Source organism: Flavobacterium potami (genome assembly GCF_020026915.1).
Lineage (GTDB): Bacteria > Bacteroidota > Bacteroidia > Flavobacteriales > Flavobacteriaceae > Flavobacterium > Flavobacterium potami.
This window is the reverse complement of the sequence record NZ_JAINUY010000003.1, coordinates 356,985-378,240: the sequence shown is the minus strand read 5'-3', so window position 1 is coordinate 378,240 and position 21,256 is coordinate 356,985. Positions and strand designations below refer to the sequence as shown.

The following is a 21,256-nucleotide window of genomic DNA, read 5'->3' as shown; positions in this document are numbered from 1 at the left end:
TCTCAATGAGAATAATATATTTTTTATAGTAAAATATTGCAAAATATGTTTTTTTATGCTTGAATTCTTATTGTTTTAAATATTAAAATCTATATAATTATTACTGTTTGTTTTTGTTTAAAAGTCTATTTATTAGGTATATATGGTTTTTTTAATCCACTTTATTGCTTGTTTTTTCTATACGTTTTGCATACATGCATTTTTCGCATGTGTTTTTTTGTTCCTTTGCTTTGATCCGAATGTATTATTGGATTTCGTAGTTTTTTAAAGGCCTTTTAAAACACGTGAATTATTAATTAAAAATATGTAACAAATCGGGATTATAGAAAAACCAATCTTACTTCAAAAAACTAACACTAACGATTTACTAACCAAACAAAAAAATAAATGAGATCATGTCATGAAATTGATGTTCGTAGGACATCCATCAAAGATTTTATCCTTGTACTTTTTATGCTGGCAGCACTTTGTGGCAGCAATAGCGCTTTTGCCGTTGCAAAACAGCAGGAAGGTCCTGCAATTAAAAGTGCGCAAAAGACAATTACAGGAACCGTATATAATGAAAAGCATGAGCCTTTACCTGGTGCGACGGTAACAATAAAAGGAACCGCATCAAGTACTACTACAGATTTCGACGGAAAATTTTCTATTAAGGTAAATACTTCCGATGCTGTTTTAGTAATATCATATATTGGATACTCCAACAAAGAAATTTCTGCAGCAGGTACAAATTTGGAGATTCAGTTGGTACCGGAAGCAGTATCGCTGACAGATATTGTAGTAATCGGATACGGAAAAGCCAAAGCTAGAGATTTAACTGGGGCTGTTGCTTCAATCGATGTAGCCAAAACGAAAAATCAGCCTGTTGCCAATATTGGCGAGGCCATGCAGGGAAGGGCTGCCGGTGTGCAGGTCATTTCGAGCGGAGAACCGGGATCTAACGTCACTTTTAGAGTGAGGGGAACAGGAACCATTGCTAATAATAACCCTCTAATCGTAGTTGACGGAATGCCTTTGAATGGAGGACTTAACCAAGTTAATATGAATGATGTAGAATCGATCAGCGTGCTTAAAGATGCTTCTTCTACAGCAATTTATGGTTCCAGGGGAGCAAATGGAGTTGTGATTGTAACTACTAAAAGAGGCGGGACAAAAGAAGGTTCAACTTTGACTTTCGATACTTTTACGGGAGTGCAAAATGCTTCAAATGTGGTAAAGATGCTGAATGCTTCACAATACGCATCGTTAAATAATGATATGATGACTAATGGAGGACTTAATCCTAATCCATTATGGACAAATCCCGCTTCTTTGGGAACAGGAACCGACTGGGTTGGAACATTATTCAATCCAGAGATGATGTCCAGCTATACTTTATCTTATGGGAATAAAACAAAAAAATCCAATATCTATGTTTCTGCTAATTATTTTAACCAAAAAGGTATCGTTTTAAATACTGATTATGAAAGATTCATTGTGCAGTTTAATTCTGATACTAAAGTGACCAGCAAAGTAAAATTTGGAAACAGTGTTAAAATTGCACACGATATAAAAGAAAGCGGTGCATATGATATCCGTAACACGTTATTAGCAAATCCTACCCAGCCAATATATGATGAAAATGGAAATTTTACCGGACCTACAGGAAACCCTCTTTATTATGGAGATATTACAAATCCAATCGGAAAAGCCACAACTGTCGAAAGATCAACAAAAGGATATAATCTTCAAGGGAACCTTTTCGCAGAAATCAATTTGCTGAAAAACTTAGTGTTTAAGTCTTTAGGTGGGGTTGAAGCCAACTTCTGGTTTGACAGAACCTGGTCGCCAAAATATTCATGGGGCTCTAATGTTCAGACCAATTCATATCTATCACAAGGAACAAATAGAAGTATTACAGTTTTATGGGATAACACGCTGACGTATGATGCTCATTTTGGCGCACATAATGTAAATGCAGTTGTGGGAAGCAGTTCGCAGTCTAATAAGTATGATTTCTTAAACGGCTCTATTCAGAAATTTGCGAGTGATGAAACACAGCAGATAGACAATGGTACATTACAGCCGACAGTAGGAGGTAATGCTTCTGAATGGGCAATTATGTCATATTTGGCAAGGGTGAATTATGACTATGATGGCAAGTATTATGTAACCGGTACAATTAGAAGGGATGGATCTTCTCGTTTTGGTGAAGGAAATAAATGGGGATGGTTTCCATCAGGTGCTTTATCCTGGAGGATCTCATCAGAGAAATTTATGGAGAAAGTAACAGCTATCAACGATTTGAAATTAAGAGTTGGTTATGGTATTACCGGAAATCAGGATATTGGAAATTATGCATTTTCTTCATCGTACAATACGGTTATGTATAATTTTAATAACAATTATGTAAGCGCAGTTGTTCCTACTGTACTTCCGAATACAAATGTAAAATGGGAAGGTCAGGAACAGTTTAATGTTGGTCTGGATGCGTCATTCTTCGATAGCAGAATCAATTTAACTTTTGATGCCTATGTGAAAAACACCAATGATATGTTAGTCCCGATGTCTGTACCTGTAACTTCAGGATATTCAGATATTTATGTACCATCAATAAACGCTGGGAAAATTCAAAACAAAGGTATTGAATTGTCATTATCAACAAAAAATCTGGTTCATGAATTCAAGTGGTCTTCAGATGCTGTTTTTTCTTACAACAAAAACAAAGTTGACAGTATAAACGGTGATACGCCAATTATAACTGGAAGCACAGGATTGAACAGTACCATTTCCCTAATTCAGGCAGGATACCCTGTAAACGTTTTTTATGGGTATGTAACTGACGGTATTTTTCAAACACAGACTGATGTAAATAATCATGCAGTGCAGATGCCTGGTTCTAATACGGCAACAAGTACTGCGCCTGGAGATGTAAGATTCAAGGATCTTAATAATGATGGAATCATTAACGATAAAGACAGAACGTTTTTAGGCAATCCTAATCCAAAATTCACCTATTCGCTTAATAATACATTTTCTTACAAGAATTTTGACTTAACAGTTTATTTTCAAGGAGTATACGGAAATGACATCTACAATGCCAATCGTATGTATACAGAATCTATGTCTGTTGCAAATAATCAGACAGCGGCAACTTTAGGAAGATGGACAGGCATTGGAACGAGTAATAGTATGCCAAGAGCAGTGTATGGTGACCCTAACAGCAATGCCAGAGTTTCTGACAGGTTTGTAGAAGATGGTTCATATCTGCGATTAAAAAATGTGAGTTTGAGCTATAATTTTCCAGAGAGCGTATTTAACAATGTATTTTCATCAATTCGATTATACTTCTCAGCGCAGAATGTTTTGACTTTTACAAACTACAAAGGATTTGACCCTGAAGTTTCGGTAAACGGTATTGATAATAGCGTATACCCGGTTACAACAAATTACTCTATTGGACTTAATCTTGGATTTTAAAATTATGAAAATGAAACACATAAAAATAGGCTTAATGGTAATGCTATCATTTGTAATGGTGCAGTGCAGTGATGATTTTTTAGACAAAACGCAGCCAGATACTATCAATACCGGAAATTATCCTACCAATGCTGAGGAATTAATCACAATGGTTAACGGTGCTTATCAGCCATTGCAATGGCCAAAACTATATAATTTCAGAATGTGGACCAGTGATATATTTGCAGGCAACAGCATTGTTGGTGCCGGCGGAGGTGAAGATGGAATTGAAACCACGAACTTATCTAATTTTGTTACAACTCCAAGTAACGAAGGGGTCTTGGACTTATGGCGTGGACCATGGCCAGGAATATTGAGATCAAATATTGTTTTATCAGTCGGACCAAAGCTAAATATTGACGAATCAGTTAAAAATAGATGTTTAGGCGAGGCGTACTTTTTAAGAGCACAGTATTATTTTATTTTAGTTCGTTTTTTTGGCGATGTTCCATTAATTACTGAGCCTCAAAATTCAAACAGCGATCTTTATCCATCACGTACATCAAAAGATAAAGTATATGCTTTGATATTAAGTGATTTGGAAAAAGCTGTTGCCATGCTTCCTACCAAGCAGGAAATGTCAGAGGGAGATAAAGGGCGTGCAAGTAAAGGATCTGCAATTGGTTTATTGGCTAAAGTAAATCTTACATTAAGCAATTGGCAGCAGGTTGTCGATCTAACGACAAAACTGGAAACAATGGGATATGGATTGAATGCAGATTACAGCGACAATTTCAGGACTGAAACTGAAAATTCTAAGGAATCTCTTTTTGAAGTTCAATATGCTGCCAATGCAGGATATGATTTTTGGAGTAATGAAAATCAGGCTTCATGGGCAAGTACTTTTACAGGGCCAAGAAGTTCTAATATGGTAGCAGGAGCTTACGGATGGAGCCAGCCAACTCAGGAGTTTTTTAACAGTTATGAGAATGGCGATCTTCGTAAGGATAAAACGGTATTGTATCAGGGATGCCCTGATTTTGCGGGAATCCCTTACAGTGCTTCCTATTCCTTGACAGGATATAATTTAAGAAAGTTTTTAGTACCGCTAAGCATTTCACCTTCTTATGATAACAGCCCGCTGAATTTCCCTGTGCTTCGCTATTCTGATGTTTTATTAATGAAAGCAGAGGCTCTTAATGAATTAGGGAATACTTCACAGGCAGAAACACCGCTTAATCTGGTGCGCAGACGTGCAGGTTTGGCTAACATTAATACTGGACTTGGTAAAGCTGCATTTAGAGATGCGGTTCTGCATGAGAGGAGAATAGAATTAGCATTTGAAGGGCAAAGATGGTTTGACCTTATAAGAGTGGAAAATGGACAGTACGGATTGGATTTTCTTCATTCTATTGGTAAAACAAATGCGGATCAGCATCATTTGCTTCTTCCAATACCGCAAATTGAGCGTGACAGAAATCCTAATTTAAGCCAAAATCCAGGCTACTAAAATTGAAGTGCTATGAAAAAAAATAAAAATTATATAGTTTGGACAAGATGCGCGATTGTTTTCTTGTTGTTTTTATCTGCAGCTTTGTCAAGCTGCAGCAATGATGATCTTCAGGCTAAAAATTTTAGTGCTGATGTGTTAAAGCTGACGTTGAGCAGTACCGACATGGTTTTGGACCAAAGCATGTTTCAGCAAAAATTCAGTTTTAAGTGGAGTACAGGCGATAACAAGGGAACAGGCGCTTCGATTTCATATAAACTGGAAATTGATAAGAAAGAGAATAATTTCGCTAATGCGGTCGAATATGATTTTGGAAAAAACAGATACGACTTTGATATCAATGTGGCAACATTAAATTCGATACTGCTTACTACTTTCAACGGAGAGGCAGGCAAAGCGATTGCTTTGCAGGCTAGGATTACAGCAACTTTTGGCGATAAGGGTGTAGCGCCGCAAACTTCAGTAGTCGATTTTAATTTAACACCTTACAAACCATTATCAACTGAATTATTTATGGTTGGTGATGCCTCGCCAAATGGATGGGATATTACAAAAGCTTCGGCTTTGACCGCGCAGACAGCTAATCCTGTGGTTTTTGTATATTCTGGACAATTAAGCAAAGGAAAATTTAAGTTTGCAGTAAATACCGATTCTTGCTTTTGTCAGGATTTTTACACAAAAGACGGTGCAGATGCTGGCAAGTTAGTTTATAATTCGGGTGGAAGCGGTTCTGATCTTCAATGGGAAATTACCAAAGCGGGATTGTACAAAATTACAGTTAACATCTTAAAATTAACGATTGTAATTGAAGAACAAAGTAGTCCTGCTTTTACACAATTATGGATTGTTGGCGATGCAAGTCCAAGTGGATGGAATATCGATACTCCTGAAGCTTTTACCGTAACAGATAATCCTTTTATTTTCACATATGAAGCTACTTTAATTCCAGGAAATTTTAAGATACTTGCTGGTGCAAAAGGCAATTGGTGCGGAGAATGGTTCAGACCTCTGGTAAATAATCAAGTATTAACAGAAACTGGAGTAGCACAAAATTCAGGCTGTGATGTTGATAATTCATGGCAGGTTACGACGCAAACTGCAGGAAGATACAAAATTACACTTGATATAAGCACAAACGTTATCAAGATTACCCCTGTTGAAGTTTATCTGATCGGCAGTGCCACACCAAATGGATGGAATATGGGATCACTGCTTCCGATGACTAAAAACGGCAGTGTCTATACGTACAGCGGACCTTTGACTGCAGGGGAATTTAAATTTACAAAATACAATACCAATTGGTGTGAGGGTACTGAAATTACAGCGGTATCAGCAAACCAGGCGATTACTAATACAAATTTTACTATACGTGATAAATGTGATGGTGACGATAATAAATGGGTGGTAAGCGCAGCGCAGGCAGGCAACCATACTATTACATTAGATCTTTCAACAAATGTCCTTACAATCAACTAAAGATGAGTATTACAAATAAAATAATAAAGCTGTTTTTTCTTTGCCTCTTTTTAAGTTTTGCATCATGCCAAAGTGACGATGACAATGGAAAGATTGAATATGCGGAAGATGCAGTTATTGCAAAGATTACCCTTAAAACAGATAAAGCCAGTTATAAACCAGGTGAAACGGTAAACTTTACAGCGGATAAAGTTTTTAATAGTTCTCTTATTCGCTATACCCATCTTGGAAAAGTTATTAAGGAGGAAACTTTTAGCGGAACTTCATGGAGCTGGCTTCCGCCTTCTGATGATTTTCAAGGGTACATGGTTGCCATTTACCAGACAAATACTGACGGTACCCAAACTATTTTGGGTACTGTAGGTATTGACGTGTCATCAGATTGGGCTAAATTTCCCCGTTATGGATTTCTATCGGAGTTTGGTAATATTTCGGAATCGGACAGGACCGCAGTTATAGATAATCTAAAGGATTATCATATTAATGGAATCCAATTCTATGATTGGCAGTACAGACAGCATCAGCCATTGGCGGGTACAGTCTCAAATCCGATGCCGGTATGGAAGGATATAATTAACAGAGAGGTATATGGAAGCACAGTTTCAGGCTATATAGCCCAGGCCCATAGCAAAAATATGAAAGCAATGTTTTATAACCTTGCTTATGGGGTTTTGAATGATTACGACCCAAATCTTATCAAACCGCAGCAGTTTGTCTATAAAGATGCCAACCATAATGATAAAGACAAGCATGAGTTAGGATGGCCGTTTATCAGTAACATTTACATTACTGATCCTGCTAACACAGCATGGCAGAGCTATCTAGGGCAGAAAAATGATGATGTTTATAAAGTTTATGATTTTGATGGTTTTCATATTGACCAGCTTGGCGACAGAGGTAATGTTTTCAGATATGATGGTACAAATGCTGATTTGAAAAATGCATTCCCTCCTTTTATTTCAGCTATGAAGTCTGCTAATACCAATAAAAAACTGGTTATGAACGCAGTAAATCAATATGGACAAAAAGAAATGGCTGGTAAAGAACTTGATTTTTTATACACTGAAGTATGGTCTCCTAATGAAGGGTTTAAAGATTTGACACAAGTTCTTGCAGATAATGCAGCTTACAGCAATAACAGTAAAAATACTGTATTAGCGGCCTATATGAACTACAATAAAGCGAATAACCAAGGCATGTTTAATACTCCAGGTGTACTTTTGACGGATGCTGTCATATTTGCTTTTGGAGGATCTCATTTGGAATTAGGTGAGCATATGCTGGGTAAGGAGTACTTTCCAAATAAAAACCTAAGCATGAGTGCGGAGCTGAAATCTTCACTTTTGGAATATTACGATTTTATGACGGCTTACCAAAACCTTCTTCGTGATGGCGGAACTTTTACAAATCCGACCATTGCCACTGGTGACGGAAAGCTGAATCTAGGCAGCTGGCCTCCAACTATGGGCAAAGTTGCTGCAGTGGGAAAACAAGTTGGTAGCAAAGAAGTAATACATCTTTTGAATTTTACTAATGCTAATTCTTTGAATTGGAGAGATACTGACGGAACACAAAAAGTTCCAGATGTAATTAAGCAGGCGATGCTTAATTTAAACCATAGCAGCAAAGTTACCAGAATCTGGTACGCTTCACCAGACTATAATGGAGGTGCAGCTGTTGAACTTTCATTTTCTCAAAATGGGGACAAGGTGAATTTTAAAGTGCCGTCACTTCAATATTGGGGAATGATTGTAGTTGAATAGCCCCAAAACTACTGAGAATTGCCCCATTGTTATGGGGCAATTTTTATAAACTCGTGTTAAGCTTTTCGAGCGGAACACATTTCTGCAAGCGCTGGATGTATTTTCAATGCTTAAACTAATCGATATGTTATATTATGAAAAAATCTATTTTTTACTGCTGCGTAATTTTCTGTATTCTGGTCTCTCAAGCATACTCGCAAAAGAAAGAGCAGTATTTAGGGAATTGTACCTCTTATTCAGTAAATGGAAATAAAGTTGTCTTCAGCTGTGCAAATAATTCAAAAGTCATGCTTCAGTTATGCAGCGGTGAAGTCGTTAAAATATGGGTGTCTGCCGATGGAAATTTTGTCAGGAATAATGAATCTTTTGCAGTTATAGAAGAAGATCTAGGCTGGAAAGGTACCGTTAATGTAAAGGAGGAACCATCGACCTATGAAATTTTTACCGAGCAGCTGAGAATACGGGTAAATAAGGCTCCGTTTCAGTTACAGATATTTGATAAGTATCAAAAACTTCTTTTCAGTGATTATGCTGAAAAAGGATTTGTTTATGATAGTGGCAAAATAAGAACCAATAAAGTTTTACGAAATGACGAACAATTTTTTGGATTGGGTGAAAAATCAGGGAACCTGAATCGTCGTGGAAGTGCTTATAAAATGTGGAACAGCGATCAGCCATGTTATGGCGTTAATGAAGATCCGCTTTACAAAAGCATTCCCTTTTTTATGAGCAGTTACCGTTACGGCATTTTCTTTGACAATACCTATAAGACAGAATTTAAGTTCGGAAGTGAGAGTAATGATTATTATTCATTTGAAGCCCCGGCTGGGCAGATGGTCTACTACTTTATGTTTGGTAATGATTACAAGCAGATAATACAAAACTATATAGCCTTAACTGGGAAACCGATTATGCCGCCTAAATGGGCTTTGGGCTTTTCGCAATGTCGAGGAGATTATACACGTGAGGATCAGGCAAGGGAAATTGCTGCAGAGTTCCGAAAAAGAAAAATCCCATGTGATATTATCTATCAGGATATAGGCTGGACAGAGGGGCTTCAGGATTTTGACTGGAGAAAAAACAATTATACCAATCCAAAAGGAATGGTAAAAGATTTAAGCGATATGGGCTTTAAAATGATTGTATCACAGGATCCCGTTATTTCACAGGCAAACCAGAAACAATGGAAAGAGGCTGATGCGCTTGGTCATCTTGTAAAAGATATCCGAACAGGCAAATCTTATGATATGCCATGGCCTTGGGGAGGCAATTGCGGGGTTGTAGATTTTACAAAACCTGAAGTTGCAGATTGGTGGGGCAGCTATCAGCAGAAGCCTTTAAATGATGGGGTACGTGGATTTTGGACAGATATGGGAGAACCGGCATGGAGCAATGAAGACGCTGTTGACAGACTCAATATGAAACACCATCTTGGAATGCATAACGAGATTCATAATGTATATGGATTTACTTGGGATAAGGTAGTAACCGAGCAGTTTTATAAGCATAATCCAAATAAGAGAATATTTCAAATGACCAGATCGGCTTATGCGGGACTGCAGCGTTATACTTTCGGATGGAGCGGCGATTCAGGAAATGGCAGCAATGTGCTGGACGGATGGAAACAAATGGTCAATCAGATTCCTGTGGGTCTTTCTGCTGGTATGGGATTAATTCCGTTTTGGACCTGTGATATTTCAGGGTACTGCGGGGATATAAAGGATTATGATGCTATGGCAGAATTATATGTAAGATGGCTGCAGTTTGGTGTTTTTACGCCACTTAGCCGTGCGCATCATGAAGGTGGTAACGCGGTGGAACCATGGAAATTCGGAACGGAGGCAGAAAATATAAGCCGAAAAAGTATAGAGATGAAATACAGGCTTTTCCCTTATCTGTATACTTATGCCCGCGAAGCCCATGATACGGGACTTCCGATAATGAGAGCCTTGCTGTTGGAATATCCGAATGATAAAGAAACATTTAAATTAAATGGGCAGTTTCTTGTTGGAAAAGAACTGCTGGTAGCACCGGTCGTAGAACAAGGTGCTGTTACTAAAGAGGTGTACCTTCCTGAAGGAGAGTGGATTGATTTTAATAACGGCAAAACCAAGTATAAAGGGGAGCAGTGGATTACAGTTGATGCCCCGCTAAATACAATTCCAGTTTTTGTAAAGAAAGGCAGCATAATACCACAGATGCCTGTAATGCAGTACATTGATGAAAAGAAAGTATACCCGGTTACATTTGAAATATTTCCAGCTAATATAAATAAAGAGACTTCATTTGTATTCTATGAAGACGACGGGGAAAGCCGTGACTACGAAAGAGATGTCTTTTGTAAAACCAAGATAAGTTCAAAGGCAACAAATGAAGATATCAAGATTACTATAGGCGAGCGTGAATCTAAAGGATATAGTCCTGCCGGTCCAAGGAATTTCATTTTAAAAATTCATACATCAAGCAAACCTAAGGATATTTTTGCAGGTGGAGAAAAAATTAAAAATGTTAAAGCAGATGCGATGGAGAAAAATATTGAAGCCGATTTTGCAAAAATAAACTGGAGCTGGAATGAAGCTGAAAATGTTATCACAGTAAAGATTCCTGATTCTGGAAAAAATGCAGTAATCACAATTAAAAATTAAAAATTATTATACTCACAATGAAACACTTTTTTCTCACCGCTATTTTGTGGTTTGGCATTTTTTCTGCCAATGCACAGGATTTAAAATCGCCAGATGGCAACTTTTTAATGCACTTTTCCCTGGAGGCAGACGGAACTCCGGTTTATAAACTAATCTATAAAGGCAAAGATGTCATAAAAACAAGCAAGTTAGGTTTTACCCTTAAAAATGATAATAAGTCATTAGTAAATGATTTTAGAATAGAAGACACTAAAGCCAGTTCTTTCGATGAAAATTGGAAACCTGTCTGGGGAGAAGTAGCGTCAATTCGTAATCATTATAATGAATTGGCGGTAACTTTAAACCAAAAACAAACGGATCGAAAAATGATCATTAGATTTCGTCTTTTTGATGATGGACTGGGGTTCCGTTATGAATTTCCCCAGCAAAATAACCTGATTTATTTCACCATTAAAGAAGAACGAACCCAGTTTGCTATGGCGGGAGATCATACCGCTTATTGGATTCCCGGAGACTATGATACGCAGGAATACAATTATACCACTTCAAAACTTTCTGAAATAAGAGGCTTGATGGAAAAAGCATATACAAAAGGGAATGCTTCGCAGACTTCGTTCTCTCCAACCGGTGTGCAGACTTCACTGATGATGAAAAGCCAGGATGGATTGTATATTAACCTTCATGAAGCAGCTCTAATTAATTATTCTTGTATGCATCTTAATCTGGATGATAAAAATTTTGTATTTGAATCATGGCTGACCCCTGATTCGCATGGGGATAAAGGCAAGATGCAGGCACCTTGCAAAACGCCATGGAGAACTGTTATTGTAAGTGATGATGCTCGTAACATTTTGGCTTCGAAATTGACTTATAATTTAAATGAACCAAGTAAAATTCAAGAAACTTCATGGATTAAACCAACAAAATACGTGGGTGTATGGTGGGAAATGATTTCAGGAAAAAGCACTTGGTCTTACACTGATGAATTTCCTTCAGTTCAGCTTGGCGTTACTGATTTCTCTAAAGCCAAACCAAATGGAAAACATGGTGCCACTAATACCAATGTAAAAAAGTATATAGACTTTGCAGCTAAAAATGGATTTGATGCCGTGTTGGTGGAAGGATGGAATGAAGGCTGGGAAGACTGGATTGGCCACGAGAAAGATTATGTTTTTGATTTTGTTACGCCATATCCTGATTTTGACCTGAAAGGATTAAATGATTATGCACATGCAAAGCATGTAAAACTTATTATGCATCATGAAACTTCGGGAGCTGTACGTAATTATGAACGCCATATGGATGCTGCATACAAATTGATGAAGCAATACGGATATGATGCTGTAAAAAGCGGATATGTAGGTAATATACTTCCACTTGGCGAAACGCATTACAGCCAATGGACAAATAATCATTATCAATATGCTGTCGAAAAAGCAGCAGATTACCAGATTATGGTAAATGCGCACGAGGCGGTGCGTCCAACCGGTATTGCACGTACTTATCCTAATCTTATCGGCAATGAATCTGCGCGAGGAACTGAGTATCAGGCTTTCGGTAATGACAGAAATAATGCTAACCATGTTACAATATTGCCTTTTACAAGGTTAATAGGGGGACCGATGGATTATACTCCGGGAATTTTTGAAATGGATGTTACAAATGGTTCACATGTAAATGCTACTATTGCAAATCAATTGGCACTTTATGTAACCATGTACAGTCCATTGCAAATGGCGGCAGATTTTCCTGAAAACTATGAACGTTTTGCAGATGCTTTCCAATTTATTAAAGATGTTGCGGTGGATTGGGATGACAGTAGATATCTTGAAGCTGAACCGGGACAGTATATTACAGTAGCCAGAAAGGCCAAAGGAACTGACAACTGGTTTTTAGGAAATGTAAATGGAGAAACTCGACGTGTATCTAATATTGATCTTGGATTTCTTGAAAAAGGCAAAAAGTATACTGCTACAATTTATGCTGATGCTAAAGACGCAAATTATAAAACTAATACTCAGGCCTACACCATCCGTAAAGTTGTTGTGACAAGCAATTCAAAGCTTTCGCAGTATTCGGCCCCGGGTGGAGGATATGCAATTAGTTTTTATCCAGTAGCTGAGACAGCTAAAAAAAAGAGATAAAGACCTAAATGGACTAAAAATTTAATTAATTAGTTTTTTTTAAGGATCGTTGCTGTTAAACAGACTGCAGCGATCTTTATGCATTATAACTAACCTCTTGTATATTTAAACTTATCTAAGATGAAAAAATACATATTTAATCTTGTTTTCTTTTTTTTGATGCTATATGGCAGCAATTATCTGTATAGCCAGGATCCATGGAAGCTTTCGGCTGATAAACCGGATTCCAATAATTATTATGGAGAAACGGTGGCCAATGGCATGATCGGAATCATCTCATCGCCAGAGCCTTTAAAGGTGAAAGAAGTCGTATTGGCAGGAACTTACGATATCTACAAGCGCGGCAGGGTTAGCAGTTTCATTCCAAATTACAATCTGCTGAATATAAGACTGGCTTTTAATGGTGAATCTGTGCAGACCTATAATATTAATAATTATAAACAGGAATTGGATATGCGCAATGGAGCTTTCACCGGTTCTTTTCAATTTAAGGATTTTGCTTCTGTAACTTATTCATACTATGCTTTGCGACATCTTCCGCATTGCGTGATGATGGTAGTCAGTGTAAATACACAAAAAGATGTGGATATCAACGTGGAGAATCTTTTGGAGACTCCTTCGTCACTTAATAATCAGCAGAATTATTTTCAGAATATTACAAATGCCCATATCAATATACCATTATTGACTTCTGTCGCCTATACGCCGAGAGGAAGATCTAAAATAGCTGTTTCAAATACATTTCTGTTTGATGAAGGAAAAAAGCAGCAGCCTGAGATTCTGCATAGAATGAATGACGCTGATATGCATGCCATGTCATTTGACAAAAAACTAAAAGCGGGCCAGACCTATTCTTTTGCTTTGATAGGCAGCCTTATATCATCAGATCATATAAATGATCCTTATAATGAAGCAGAAAGGTTGACTATTTATGCAGCCTTAGAAGGAAAGTCAAGGCTTTTAAACAGGCATATGCAGGAATGGAATACCTTATGGCAGAGCGATATACAAATAGAGGGTGATCCCCAGGCCCAGCAGGACGTAAGAAGCATGCTTTATCACCTCTATTCCTTCACACGAAAAAACACATCCCTTTCTCCATCTCCAATGGGACTTAGCGGGCTGGGATATAACGGACATGTGTTTTGGGATACCGAAATCTGGATGTTTCCTCCGATGCTATTGCTTCATCCTGACATAGCTAAAAGCATGATTGAGTATCGTTTTCAGAGATTGGATGCCGCACGTAAAAAAGCTGCGTTATATGGTTATGACGGCGCAATGTATCCTTGGGAAAGTGCAGATTCAGGATCTGAAGAAACTCCAGTCAATGCTTTAACGGGAGCATTTGAACATCATATCACGGGAGATGTTGCTATTGCGGCCTGGCAGTATTACCTGGTTACGGGGGACAAGGAATGGCTGAAAGAAAAAGGATGGCCGATATTAAAAGCAACTGCAGAATTTTGGGCGAGCCGAGTAGAGAAGAATGATAAAGGTGAGTATGAAATAAAGAATGTTGTTGCAGCAGATGAATGGGCTGAGAATATTGACAATAATGCTTATACGAACGGAACAGCTATCAGAAATCTGCAGTATGCATCTAAATGCGCAGCTGTTTTGGGCGGTACAGCTCCAAAGGAATGGAATCTGATCGCTACAAAAATTCCTATTTCAAAAATGAGCAACGGTGTGACGCGGGAACACGACAGCTATTCAGATCAGAATATTAAGCAGGCCGACGTCAATCTGCTGGCATATCCATTGCAGATTATAACTGACAGAAATCAAATAGAAAAGGATTTAAAATTCTATGAAACTAAAATACCCCATTCCGATACACCAGCTATGACACAAGCCATATTTTCATTGCTGTACAGCCGTTTAGGAGACAGCGATCAGGCTTATCATTGGTTTAAAGATGCCTATCAGCCAAATCTAAATCCTCCCTTTAGGGTCATTGCAGAATGCAAGGGCGGAACAAACCCTTATTTTGCAACAGGTGCCGGGGGTGTTCTGCAGGCAGTTATGATGGGATTCGGAGGTTTGGATATAGATGCAGGCGGAGGTATTAAACAAGTCAAATCAGTATTGCCTAAAAATTGGAAAAAAGTAACAATTACAGGAGTTGGAGCAGAAAAGAAGACTTTCATTAGAGCTCAGTAAATTTCGTATCTTAATTAATAGAAGATAAATAGGCGGTTTAGGTAATTCATATACCGTCTTTTTTTGGTAAAATAGGTAAAGTTTTTGTTGTTAACTGGTATTATAGAATATTTTCTAAATTTTATTAAAATACGGATAATTTGCCTATTTAGTTTGCTGTATTTTCAAAAAGGAAATTCAGGGTAGGTGAGAAGCAAGCTAAAATTATTTTAAAATTACTATATTTAGTATCAAAAAAATACGATAAAGCAGTAGAGAAAAATATCTATATCCTTAACGGGATTTCGAACCATGCTCGAGATTCGATTAAATCTCTAATAGCAACACTTTAAGACTGTTTATTTCAAACAGGCTAAGAATTTCTTGTGAAAAAATCGAACCACAGATATTAGGCTGTGAAGGCTTGATAAATCTATAAGTTTGTGTATAAAAAAAGAGACAACTATTTGCTAGCTGTCTCCTTATGTGACCTTACTGAACAATTTACAAACCATTTCATGAATGATTTAAAGAAATTAGCTTATTTTCAGGTGAATTTGTAAGATAATTATTTTGAATTTTTATTCAAGAGCGGTTTGTATGTCCTGTAGGGGTTATATGTTGATTACCTGCCTCTCAGTTTATTGTCCCATTCTTCTTTGGCTCGTTTCCTTTCATCTTCATTTTCTTCGTCATCATAATGAATCATTTCTTCAGCCATAGCAGTTTGCTGCTGGGCTTCATGAGCGTAAACATACATTTTTTGCTCATAATCTCTAACAGCTGATAATGTGTCTGGAAAATTGCATTCAGTAAGATTCGTGCTTAAATGAAGAGCGTCTAATAAGCCTATATTTACGCCAATACCTGCAAACGGAGGCATCAGGTGCGCTGCATCACCAATTAATGTAATATCGCTTTGGCTTTTCCATGGCTGGTCCAGGTACATTCTTCGCATAGGAAGACCTGTGAAGTTATCTGTGGCGTCAAATAATTCCTTAAAGGTTGGATGCCAGTTTTTGGTAATTTTGTTTAAATATTCTTTTACAGACTCTGGCTGGGAAAAAATTATATTGTTTTGTTCGGCCCAATTTTCATCTGCACGAAAAGAGATAAAATAATTTAGAGCACCTTTTGATTTTGTTTGAGTATAAAAAAACTTGCCTTCAGCACCCGTCCCAGTATTTTCATTACCGCAGAGTTTTTTAAAACTTGGACAGCTTTTAAGGGGGTCTAAAACCTCTCCCTGTATAATAAATGTACCTGTGTATCTAGGTTCGATGTCGGTAACAAATTTTCTGGCATTACTGCTGCCTCCATTGGCTACAATTACAAAATCGGCAGTTGCTTTTGTTCCGTTTTTAAAATTTAAATTATATTGATCTTTTTTCTTAGTAATGTCTATCAATTGTGAGTCCCAAACCACAGTATCTGGATGCAGATTTTCAAGAAAAATTCGTCTAAAATCGTTTCTGTCTATTTCAGGTTTTTCATGCTGATTTTCTTCTGTTGGCAGGTTTTCTTCCAGTACATTTCCCTGCGTATCTAATTGACGTTCCCCTATAGGTCTTGAATTCTGATAGAAAATTTCAAGTATGCCCGCTTTTTCTAAAGCGATCTGTCCTGTAGTTATGTGAATATCAAGTGTTCCCCAAGATACTCTTGATTGGGCATTCAAATCTCTTTCATATATTGTTACATCAATTCCTTTCTGATGAAGAATTTTTGCAGTTGTTAATCCTACCGGCCCGCCGCCTATAATGGCTACTTTTTTATCTTTCAATAACATAATGCTGTATTTTTAATATTTACAGCACAAAATTATTTATCAGGGATGGCAGAAACTTGAATAAATCGGTCATTCTGATTTCTATACAATTCTCTGGGATTGACTCCGGATATTTTTTTTACTTCTCTGCTGAAATGTGCCTGATCAGAAAAATCCAGTTTAGGGAAAAGCTCTCCATTTTTTATCTGCTCGAATGATTCCTTGAATCTAAGATATCGACAATAAACTTTTAATGAGATTCCAAAATATTTGGTAAAATAGCGATTGATTTGTCTGCTGGTCAAGAAAGATTTTTCAGCTAATTCGGCAACTGAGATCTCACCATTTGATGCATAAATTAATTCAAAAAGTTTTTTCTTTCTGTTATCGATGTCTTTTGGAATTAATTGTTTTATAATATTAGTCGCTTTAAGACAGAAAGTATCAAAATCTGTTAAGTCATTTTTTCCAAAACTCCAGAAATTATTGGGCATTAATTCAAATTCATTTATAAGATCTGCGATGGATCTATTAAATAAGTATTCAGCCGAAATAAGTTTGAAACTGATAAAGTACATTTTGGTATTTCCATCCACTTTTCTTTTATCATAAGATGTCCCAAGTCCAAGTAAGCAAATTTGAAACGGTTCATCCTGATCTTGTGAGAGAATCAGGTCAAAACTGGCATCAGGCATAACAATAACTTCTTTTTCAATTCCGCTGGAATTTTCAGCCATCCAAAAGCATTCAACAAAATCTGCAATCGATTGGTCTGCTTCAATTTTTCTGTATGTTATGAAATCGCCAGCCATTTTTTTTGTTATTTGAGAAATAAAAATAATGAAATCGGTTTTAAAATTCTAATAAATAAAATTTGAAAGAATAGAAAAGTATTAAATCTAGACCCCATGGTTTTAAATAAGTTTTTAGAATAAAATGGGATTGTATAAGAACAAAATGATAGTTAAGAAATGAATCAATTTTTATCCTCAGTTGGACAACAAAAGGCTTAAAAAATCTACACATTAGTGCATAAAAAAAGAGACAACTATTATATAGTTGTCTCTTTAAGTGACCGACGGGATAAATTCAACATTTTTTTGGATGATTTGAAGAAATTGGCTTATTATATGTAGATATTTGTCTTTCAGTGGTTTTGGTGATTTGGTTTAGATGTGGCTTAAGCATTTGTTTAAAAATAGAATCAAGTCCATCCTGAGTATGCTATACAAAAGAATCAAATTATATACACTTTTCTCAAAAAAAATGCGGTCTTCAAAGACTTCAATTTTGAATAATATTTTTTACAAATCTTAAAGGTACTCAGCTTTAATAGCTCTATCCAGCGAGGCTCTCCAAAAAATTACAATTACAGCCAGTGCACCGAAAGCCAGACCAATCCATGGCGTAATTGATATTCCGTAATGATTAATAAACCACCCGTCTATAGAAGTACCTAGGGAAACACCAAGATTTCCAAACGAAGTCTGAAGACTGTTCGCAAATTCTTTTGCATCAGATGCAGCCGATACCATATGGCCGACGCCAATTAGGAAGCATGGTCCATACATAATACCCCAAAATCCCACCACAATTGAAATGCTGAGCAGTGAACTGCCGGTATATTGAAATGCAAATGGAAGCAGAAATGTGCCCAATGTTTCGTTATCATAATCATAAGGCTGGCAGCCGTACCCAGACAGCTCAAAGCCGCAGTGCCGCCATCGAAGATTCCGTCTTTAAGGTCAGGTAAATTTGTGGGGATGGTCGCAGATAATCCCGACTGTAAGATCGAGCTCAAAACCTTTCGTTCTTCTATTGTCAATGACCATGAGGCTCAATCTGGTGGTAAAAAAAAGAAGGGTTGACCGCGTAGCGTTTCATTCCAATTAAAGGAAAATGAGCTGGGCAGCTGCATCATTCTGAAGTTAATTGCATAAAATACTATTATGGATTTTAAGCAGTCCTTTTATTGTAATCACGCTTCTGTCTGTAGCGGAATCTAAAAAGATTAAACCTCGATCGTGGAGCAGGATGAGAGTTTCCAGTATTAATGCCTGTTTTTCCTTTTCAGCCGGATTGCCGCTCGAGGTTTGCTTGGAGGTGTCAACGGCCGGGCCAATTAATTGTGACAGTTCTTCCAGAGAACAGCTCATCCCATATCTGACAGAAAGAATTTGAAGGATTTCTTGTATAATAGATGAGGTTCCCATGATGCGGAGTCTTTATTTTAAATATACGTAAAATTATGCCTTCTGGTTCAATTTAGGTTTCATTTTCTGTTTTTTGATGCTGCTTCTGCCAAGATAGATTTTTTTAGTGATGATTTTGCACTCTGTAAATCGGAATGTTTTGTTTTTTGTATTTGGGATCCGGCAGACTTTGCCGCTTTGAATAAAAATAAATGTTTTTTTTTCTTTTTTTTAGTACAAAAATACGTATAAATACTCGTTGAATCATTATCTTAAAAGTATATATTTGAACTGTAAACCAGTGCTATAGCTCCTTATGGACTAATGCATAATACTACGAGCAAGTAACCCTTAAATAACCAAAATAACATGAGAAAAAATTACATTTCTGCTGTACTTCTCATCTGCTTTGCTTTAAAGCTGCAGGCCCAGACACCTTCCATTAATGAAGCACAGCGCGTGTCTTATTTCAGCGATTCCTACACCAAAAAAATTGATGATAAGGTAGAAACATTGAAGGCAAAAAATGATGCGCTGGACGCGGAAGCTAAGAATGAGAAAGACATAAATAAAATAGCCGCCATCACAGCCGAAAAACAGGTAAACACCGATCTGATTAATGCCCTTCAGATTTACGGAAATGTAGATGCGAAAAAAGATTATAGCGAACTTTTCAATAAATTGATCAATCAGAAAAGGGATACCATCAATAATGTATACGCCCAAGGCCTGAAAAGCGACAAGCTTACGCTTGGACAGATAGATTCCATTTACAATCTGATAGCAAAAAAGAGAAAGGAAATAGCGGCCCTTGAGATTGAAAGGGATGAAACAGTGGCTGCTTTCGGTAAATTTCCATGGTTTTTTCCTTCATGGAAAAAAATTAACCGTAAAAAGTTTTTTCACGATATGTACAGCAATAAGACTGATAAAACCATACTGCTGAACTCTTTTGCCTTAAACGCCAACAGTGATGCTTCCGCAGTACAGACAGAAGTGGTAACAGATAATATGTGGGCGCTGCGCGTATCCTTTGGCAGTGTGCTTTCGATTTCCAACAGCAAGAGCGCCGATACGCAAGAAGCGCCAGATGAACAGACAAAGAAGAAAACCGAACAGGAAGCTTTCAGCCGCCTGATAAACGGAGGGGGCAACTTTTATCTCGACGTAATCCTGCCAGTTTTTACAACAAACCAGAATAACGGTGACCAGATCACATTTTATGGATATGCCAATTTAAGAGGAGCGATGGATCTGGAAGGATTTAGCAGCAATGTCAATACGTCTACAGGAAATGGCACAGCTGGGCTGAATGCCTATCTTGGTATTTCTTCCGATAATAAGAAGTTCAATTTTTTTCTGCAGGGAAATGCAAATTATACCGTAGGAACAAATGAATTTTATAATAATCTGGGACTCCATAACGAAAAGCCATTTCTCAACGGGAAGATAATAGCAGGAGTGACGATGCTCAACCAGTTCCGAATATCGGCAATAGTGAATGCTTTCGGAAGCGATGAGAAAATCAGAAGCAGCAAAGTGGTGGTCGGTGTTCAGGTGCTGCCTGGATTTTAGAAAAATGGGACCGATAAATGTATATGCATTTTTAGATTTTTGTAGACATGCCAGACAGATACCTTGATATTATTGCGTCAGAAAAGGCTGCACTCAAAGCAAGACTGGCTCAGATTAGGCGACGGCATAAAAGAGAGCTTTTTGTGCTGTTTGCCATTTACGGCCTGATTATGTTATGCGTTATACTGTTTTTGCCGCCGCTTTAATTACTGCGATTTTGCTGCACAAGGAAAGAACATTGTTTTTTTTGAACGTGTTCTTTTCTTTCTTTCTTTCTTTCTTTCTTTCTTTCTTTCTTTCTTTCTTTTGCAGCTTTCGGCTTGAGGGGCACATGTGATAAACGCATTCGCTATAGGGATGTTGCACTGCTGATAAAATTCAATGCCCGCTCAGATTCCTTACAGATATTTGATATGCCGGATTTCCTTTAATTTTTTTTGTCTTGACAGGCAGATCCAGTTCGTGCATGTATTTGTAGACTGTCGTGGATGATATTTTATATCCCATAAATTGGAGTTCTGCAGCAATACGTTTGGAACCGTAACGCTTTTTGTACTTATGATAGATAGTGGTTCTGTCGCATCTGGGAATAACTTTTAT

The 21,256-nt window shown here is 37.3% G+C and carries 13 protein-coding genes; 8 read left to right on the top strand and 5 right to left on the bottom strand.

The annotated features are described in order from the left end of the window. Positions 1 to 387: 387 nt before the first annotated feature. The 7 genes from K6T82_RS11265 (at position 388) to K6T82_RS11235 (ending at position 15,142) form a co-directional block, all read left to right on the top strand. On the top strand, positions 388 to 3,459 hold the full coding sequence (locus tag K6T82_RS11265; protein ID WP_179003761.1) for a SusC/RagA family TonB-linked outer membrane protein: 3,072 nt from the start codon (positions 388 to 390) through the stop codon (positions 3,457 to 3,459). 10 nt (positions 3,460 to 3,469) lie between these two features. Next, positions 3,470 to 4,948 carry a RagB/SusD family nutrient uptake outer membrane protein gene (locus K6T82_RS11260; protein WP_164974985.1) on the top strand — a complete coding sequence of 493 codons (1,479 nt, stop codon included), beginning with the start codon at positions 3,470 to 3,472 and terminating at the stop codon, positions 4,946 to 4,948. Between the two features lie 12 nt (positions 4,949 to 4,960). Beyond that, positions 4,961 to 6,424, top strand: a complete 1,464-nt coding sequence (locus K6T82_RS11255) for a SusE domain-containing protein (protein WP_073411945.1) — start codon at positions 4,961 to 4,963, stop codon at positions 6,422 to 6,424. A 2-nt stretch (positions 6,425 to 6,426) separates the two neighbouring features. Next, entirely contained in the window at positions 6,427 to 8,187 is a 1,761-nt protein-coding gene (locus K6T82_RS11250; RefSeq protein ID WP_073411944.1) for an endo-dextranase, read from the top strand. A gap of 134 nt (positions 8,188 to 8,321) precedes the next feature. After that, entirely contained in the window at positions 8,322 to 10,832 is a 2,511-nt protein-coding gene (locus K6T82_RS11245) for a glycoside hydrolase family 31 protein (protein ID WP_223705970.1), read from the top strand. Positions 10,833 to 10,849: 17 nt separating this feature from the next. After that, complete coding sequence (locus K6T82_RS11240) at positions 10,850 to 12,976, top strand: glycoside hydrolase family 97 protein (RefSeq protein WP_129022531.1); 2,127 nt, start codon at positions 10,850 to 10,852, stop codon at positions 12,974 to 12,976. Between the two features lie 120 nt (positions 12,977 to 13,096). After that, positions 13,097 to 15,142 (top strand): kojibiose hydrolase, encoded by a 2,046-nt coding sequence (locus K6T82_RS11235; RefSeq protein ID WP_223705969.1) that lies wholly within the window; start codon positions 13,097 to 13,099, stop codon positions 15,140 to 15,142. Positions 15,143 to 15,746: 604 nt separating this feature from the next. Here the strand turns inward: K6T82_RS11235 and K6T82_RS11230 are convergent. The 4 genes from K6T82_RS11230 to K6T82_RS11210 all read right to left on the bottom strand — a co-directional run bounded on the left by K6T82_RS11230 (position 15,747) and on the right by K6T82_RS11210 (position 19,102). Continuing rightward, positions 15,747 to 16,910, bottom strand: coding sequence for an FAD-dependent oxidoreductase (locus K6T82_RS11230; protein ID WP_129022530.1), 1,164 nt, complete (start codon positions 16,908 to 16,910; stop codon positions 15,747 to 15,749). 32 nt (positions 16,911 to 16,942) lie between these two features. Beyond that, positions 16,943 to 17,701: a helix-turn-helix domain-containing protein gene (locus K6T82_RS11225; protein ID WP_129022529.1), complete on the bottom strand. Its 759-nt coding sequence runs from the start codon at positions 17,699 to 17,701 to the stop codon at positions 16,943 to 16,945. A 501-nt stretch (positions 17,702 to 18,202) separates the two neighbouring features. After that, the gene (locus K6T82_RS11220; RefSeq protein WP_223705968.1) at positions 18,203 to 18,424 is read right to left on the bottom strand and encodes a hypothetical protein; all 222 of its coding nucleotides are present in this window, start codon (positions 18,422 to 18,424) and stop codon (positions 18,203 to 18,205) included. A gap of 393 nt (positions 18,425 to 18,817) precedes the next feature. Further along, positions 18,818 to 19,102 (bottom strand): hypothetical protein, encoded by a 285-nt coding sequence (locus tag K6T82_RS11210; RefSeq protein WP_129022528.1) that lies wholly within the window; start codon positions 19,100 to 19,102, stop codon positions 18,818 to 18,820. A 348-nt stretch (positions 19,103 to 19,450) separates the two neighbouring features. Here K6T82_RS11210 and K6T82_RS11205 point away from each other — a divergent pair, with 348 nt between their 5' ends. Then, positions 19,451 to 20,656, top strand: a complete 1,206-nt coding sequence (locus K6T82_RS11205; RefSeq protein ID WP_129022527.1) for a hypothetical protein — start codon at positions 19,451 to 19,453, stop codon at positions 20,654 to 20,656. Positions 20,657 to 21,034: 378 nt separating this feature from the next. Here K6T82_RS11205 and K6T82_RS24685 read toward each other — a convergent pair whose 3' ends face one another. Continuing rightward, positions 21,035 to 21,223 (bottom strand): IS3 family transposase, encoded by a 189-nt coding sequence (locus K6T82_RS24685; RefSeq protein ID WP_223706186.1) that lies wholly within the window; start codon positions 21,221 to 21,223, stop codon positions 21,035 to 21,037. Positions 21,224 to 21,256: the final 33 nt, after the last annotated feature.

Bases quoted from the DNA above. Each gene is read 5' to 3' on its own strand.
- K6T82_RS11265 (WP_179003761.1), top strand. From the start codon at position 388: ATGAGATCATGTCATGAAATTGATGTTCGTAGGACATCCATCAAAGAT.
- K6T82_RS11260 (WP_164974985.1), top strand. From the start codon at position 3,470: ATGAAACACATAAAAATAGGCTTAATGGTAATGCTATCATTTGTAATG.
- K6T82_RS11255 (WP_073411945.1), top strand. From the start codon at position 4,961: ATGAAAAAAAATAAAAATTATATAGTTTGGACAAGATGCGCGATTGTT.
- K6T82_RS11250 (WP_073411944.1), top strand. From the start codon at position 6,427: ATGAGTATTACAAATAAAATAATAAAGCTGTTTTTTCTTTGCCTCTTT.
- K6T82_RS11245 (WP_223705970.1), top strand. From the start codon at position 8,322: ATGAAAAAATCTATTTTTTACTGCTGCGTAATTTTCTGTATTCTGGTC.
- K6T82_RS11240 (WP_129022531.1), top strand. From the start codon at position 10,850: ATGAAACACTTTTTTCTCACCGCTATTTTGTGGTTTGGCATTTTTTCT.
- K6T82_RS11235 (WP_223705969.1), top strand. From the start codon at position 13,097: ATGAAAAAATACATATTTAATCTTGTTTTCTTTTTTTTGATGCTATAT.
- K6T82_RS11230 (WP_129022530.1), bottom strand. From the start codon at position 16,910: ATGTTATTGAAAGATAAAAAAGTAGCCATTATAGGCGGCGGGCCGGTA.
- K6T82_RS11225 (WP_129022529.1), bottom strand. From the start codon at position 17,701: ATGGCTGGCGATTTCATAACATACAGAAAAATTGAAGCAGACCAATCG.
- K6T82_RS11220 (WP_223705968.1), bottom strand. From the start codon at position 18,424: ATGGTATCGGCTGCATCTGATGCAAAAGAATTTGCGAACAGTCTTCAG.
- K6T82_RS11210 (WP_129022528.1), bottom strand. From the start codon at position 19,102: ATGGGAACCTCATCTATTATACAAGAAATCCTTCAAATTCTTTCTGTC.
- K6T82_RS11205 (WP_129022527.1), top strand. From the start codon at position 19,451: ATGAGAAAAAATTACATTTCTGCTGTACTTCTCATCTGCTTTGCTTTA.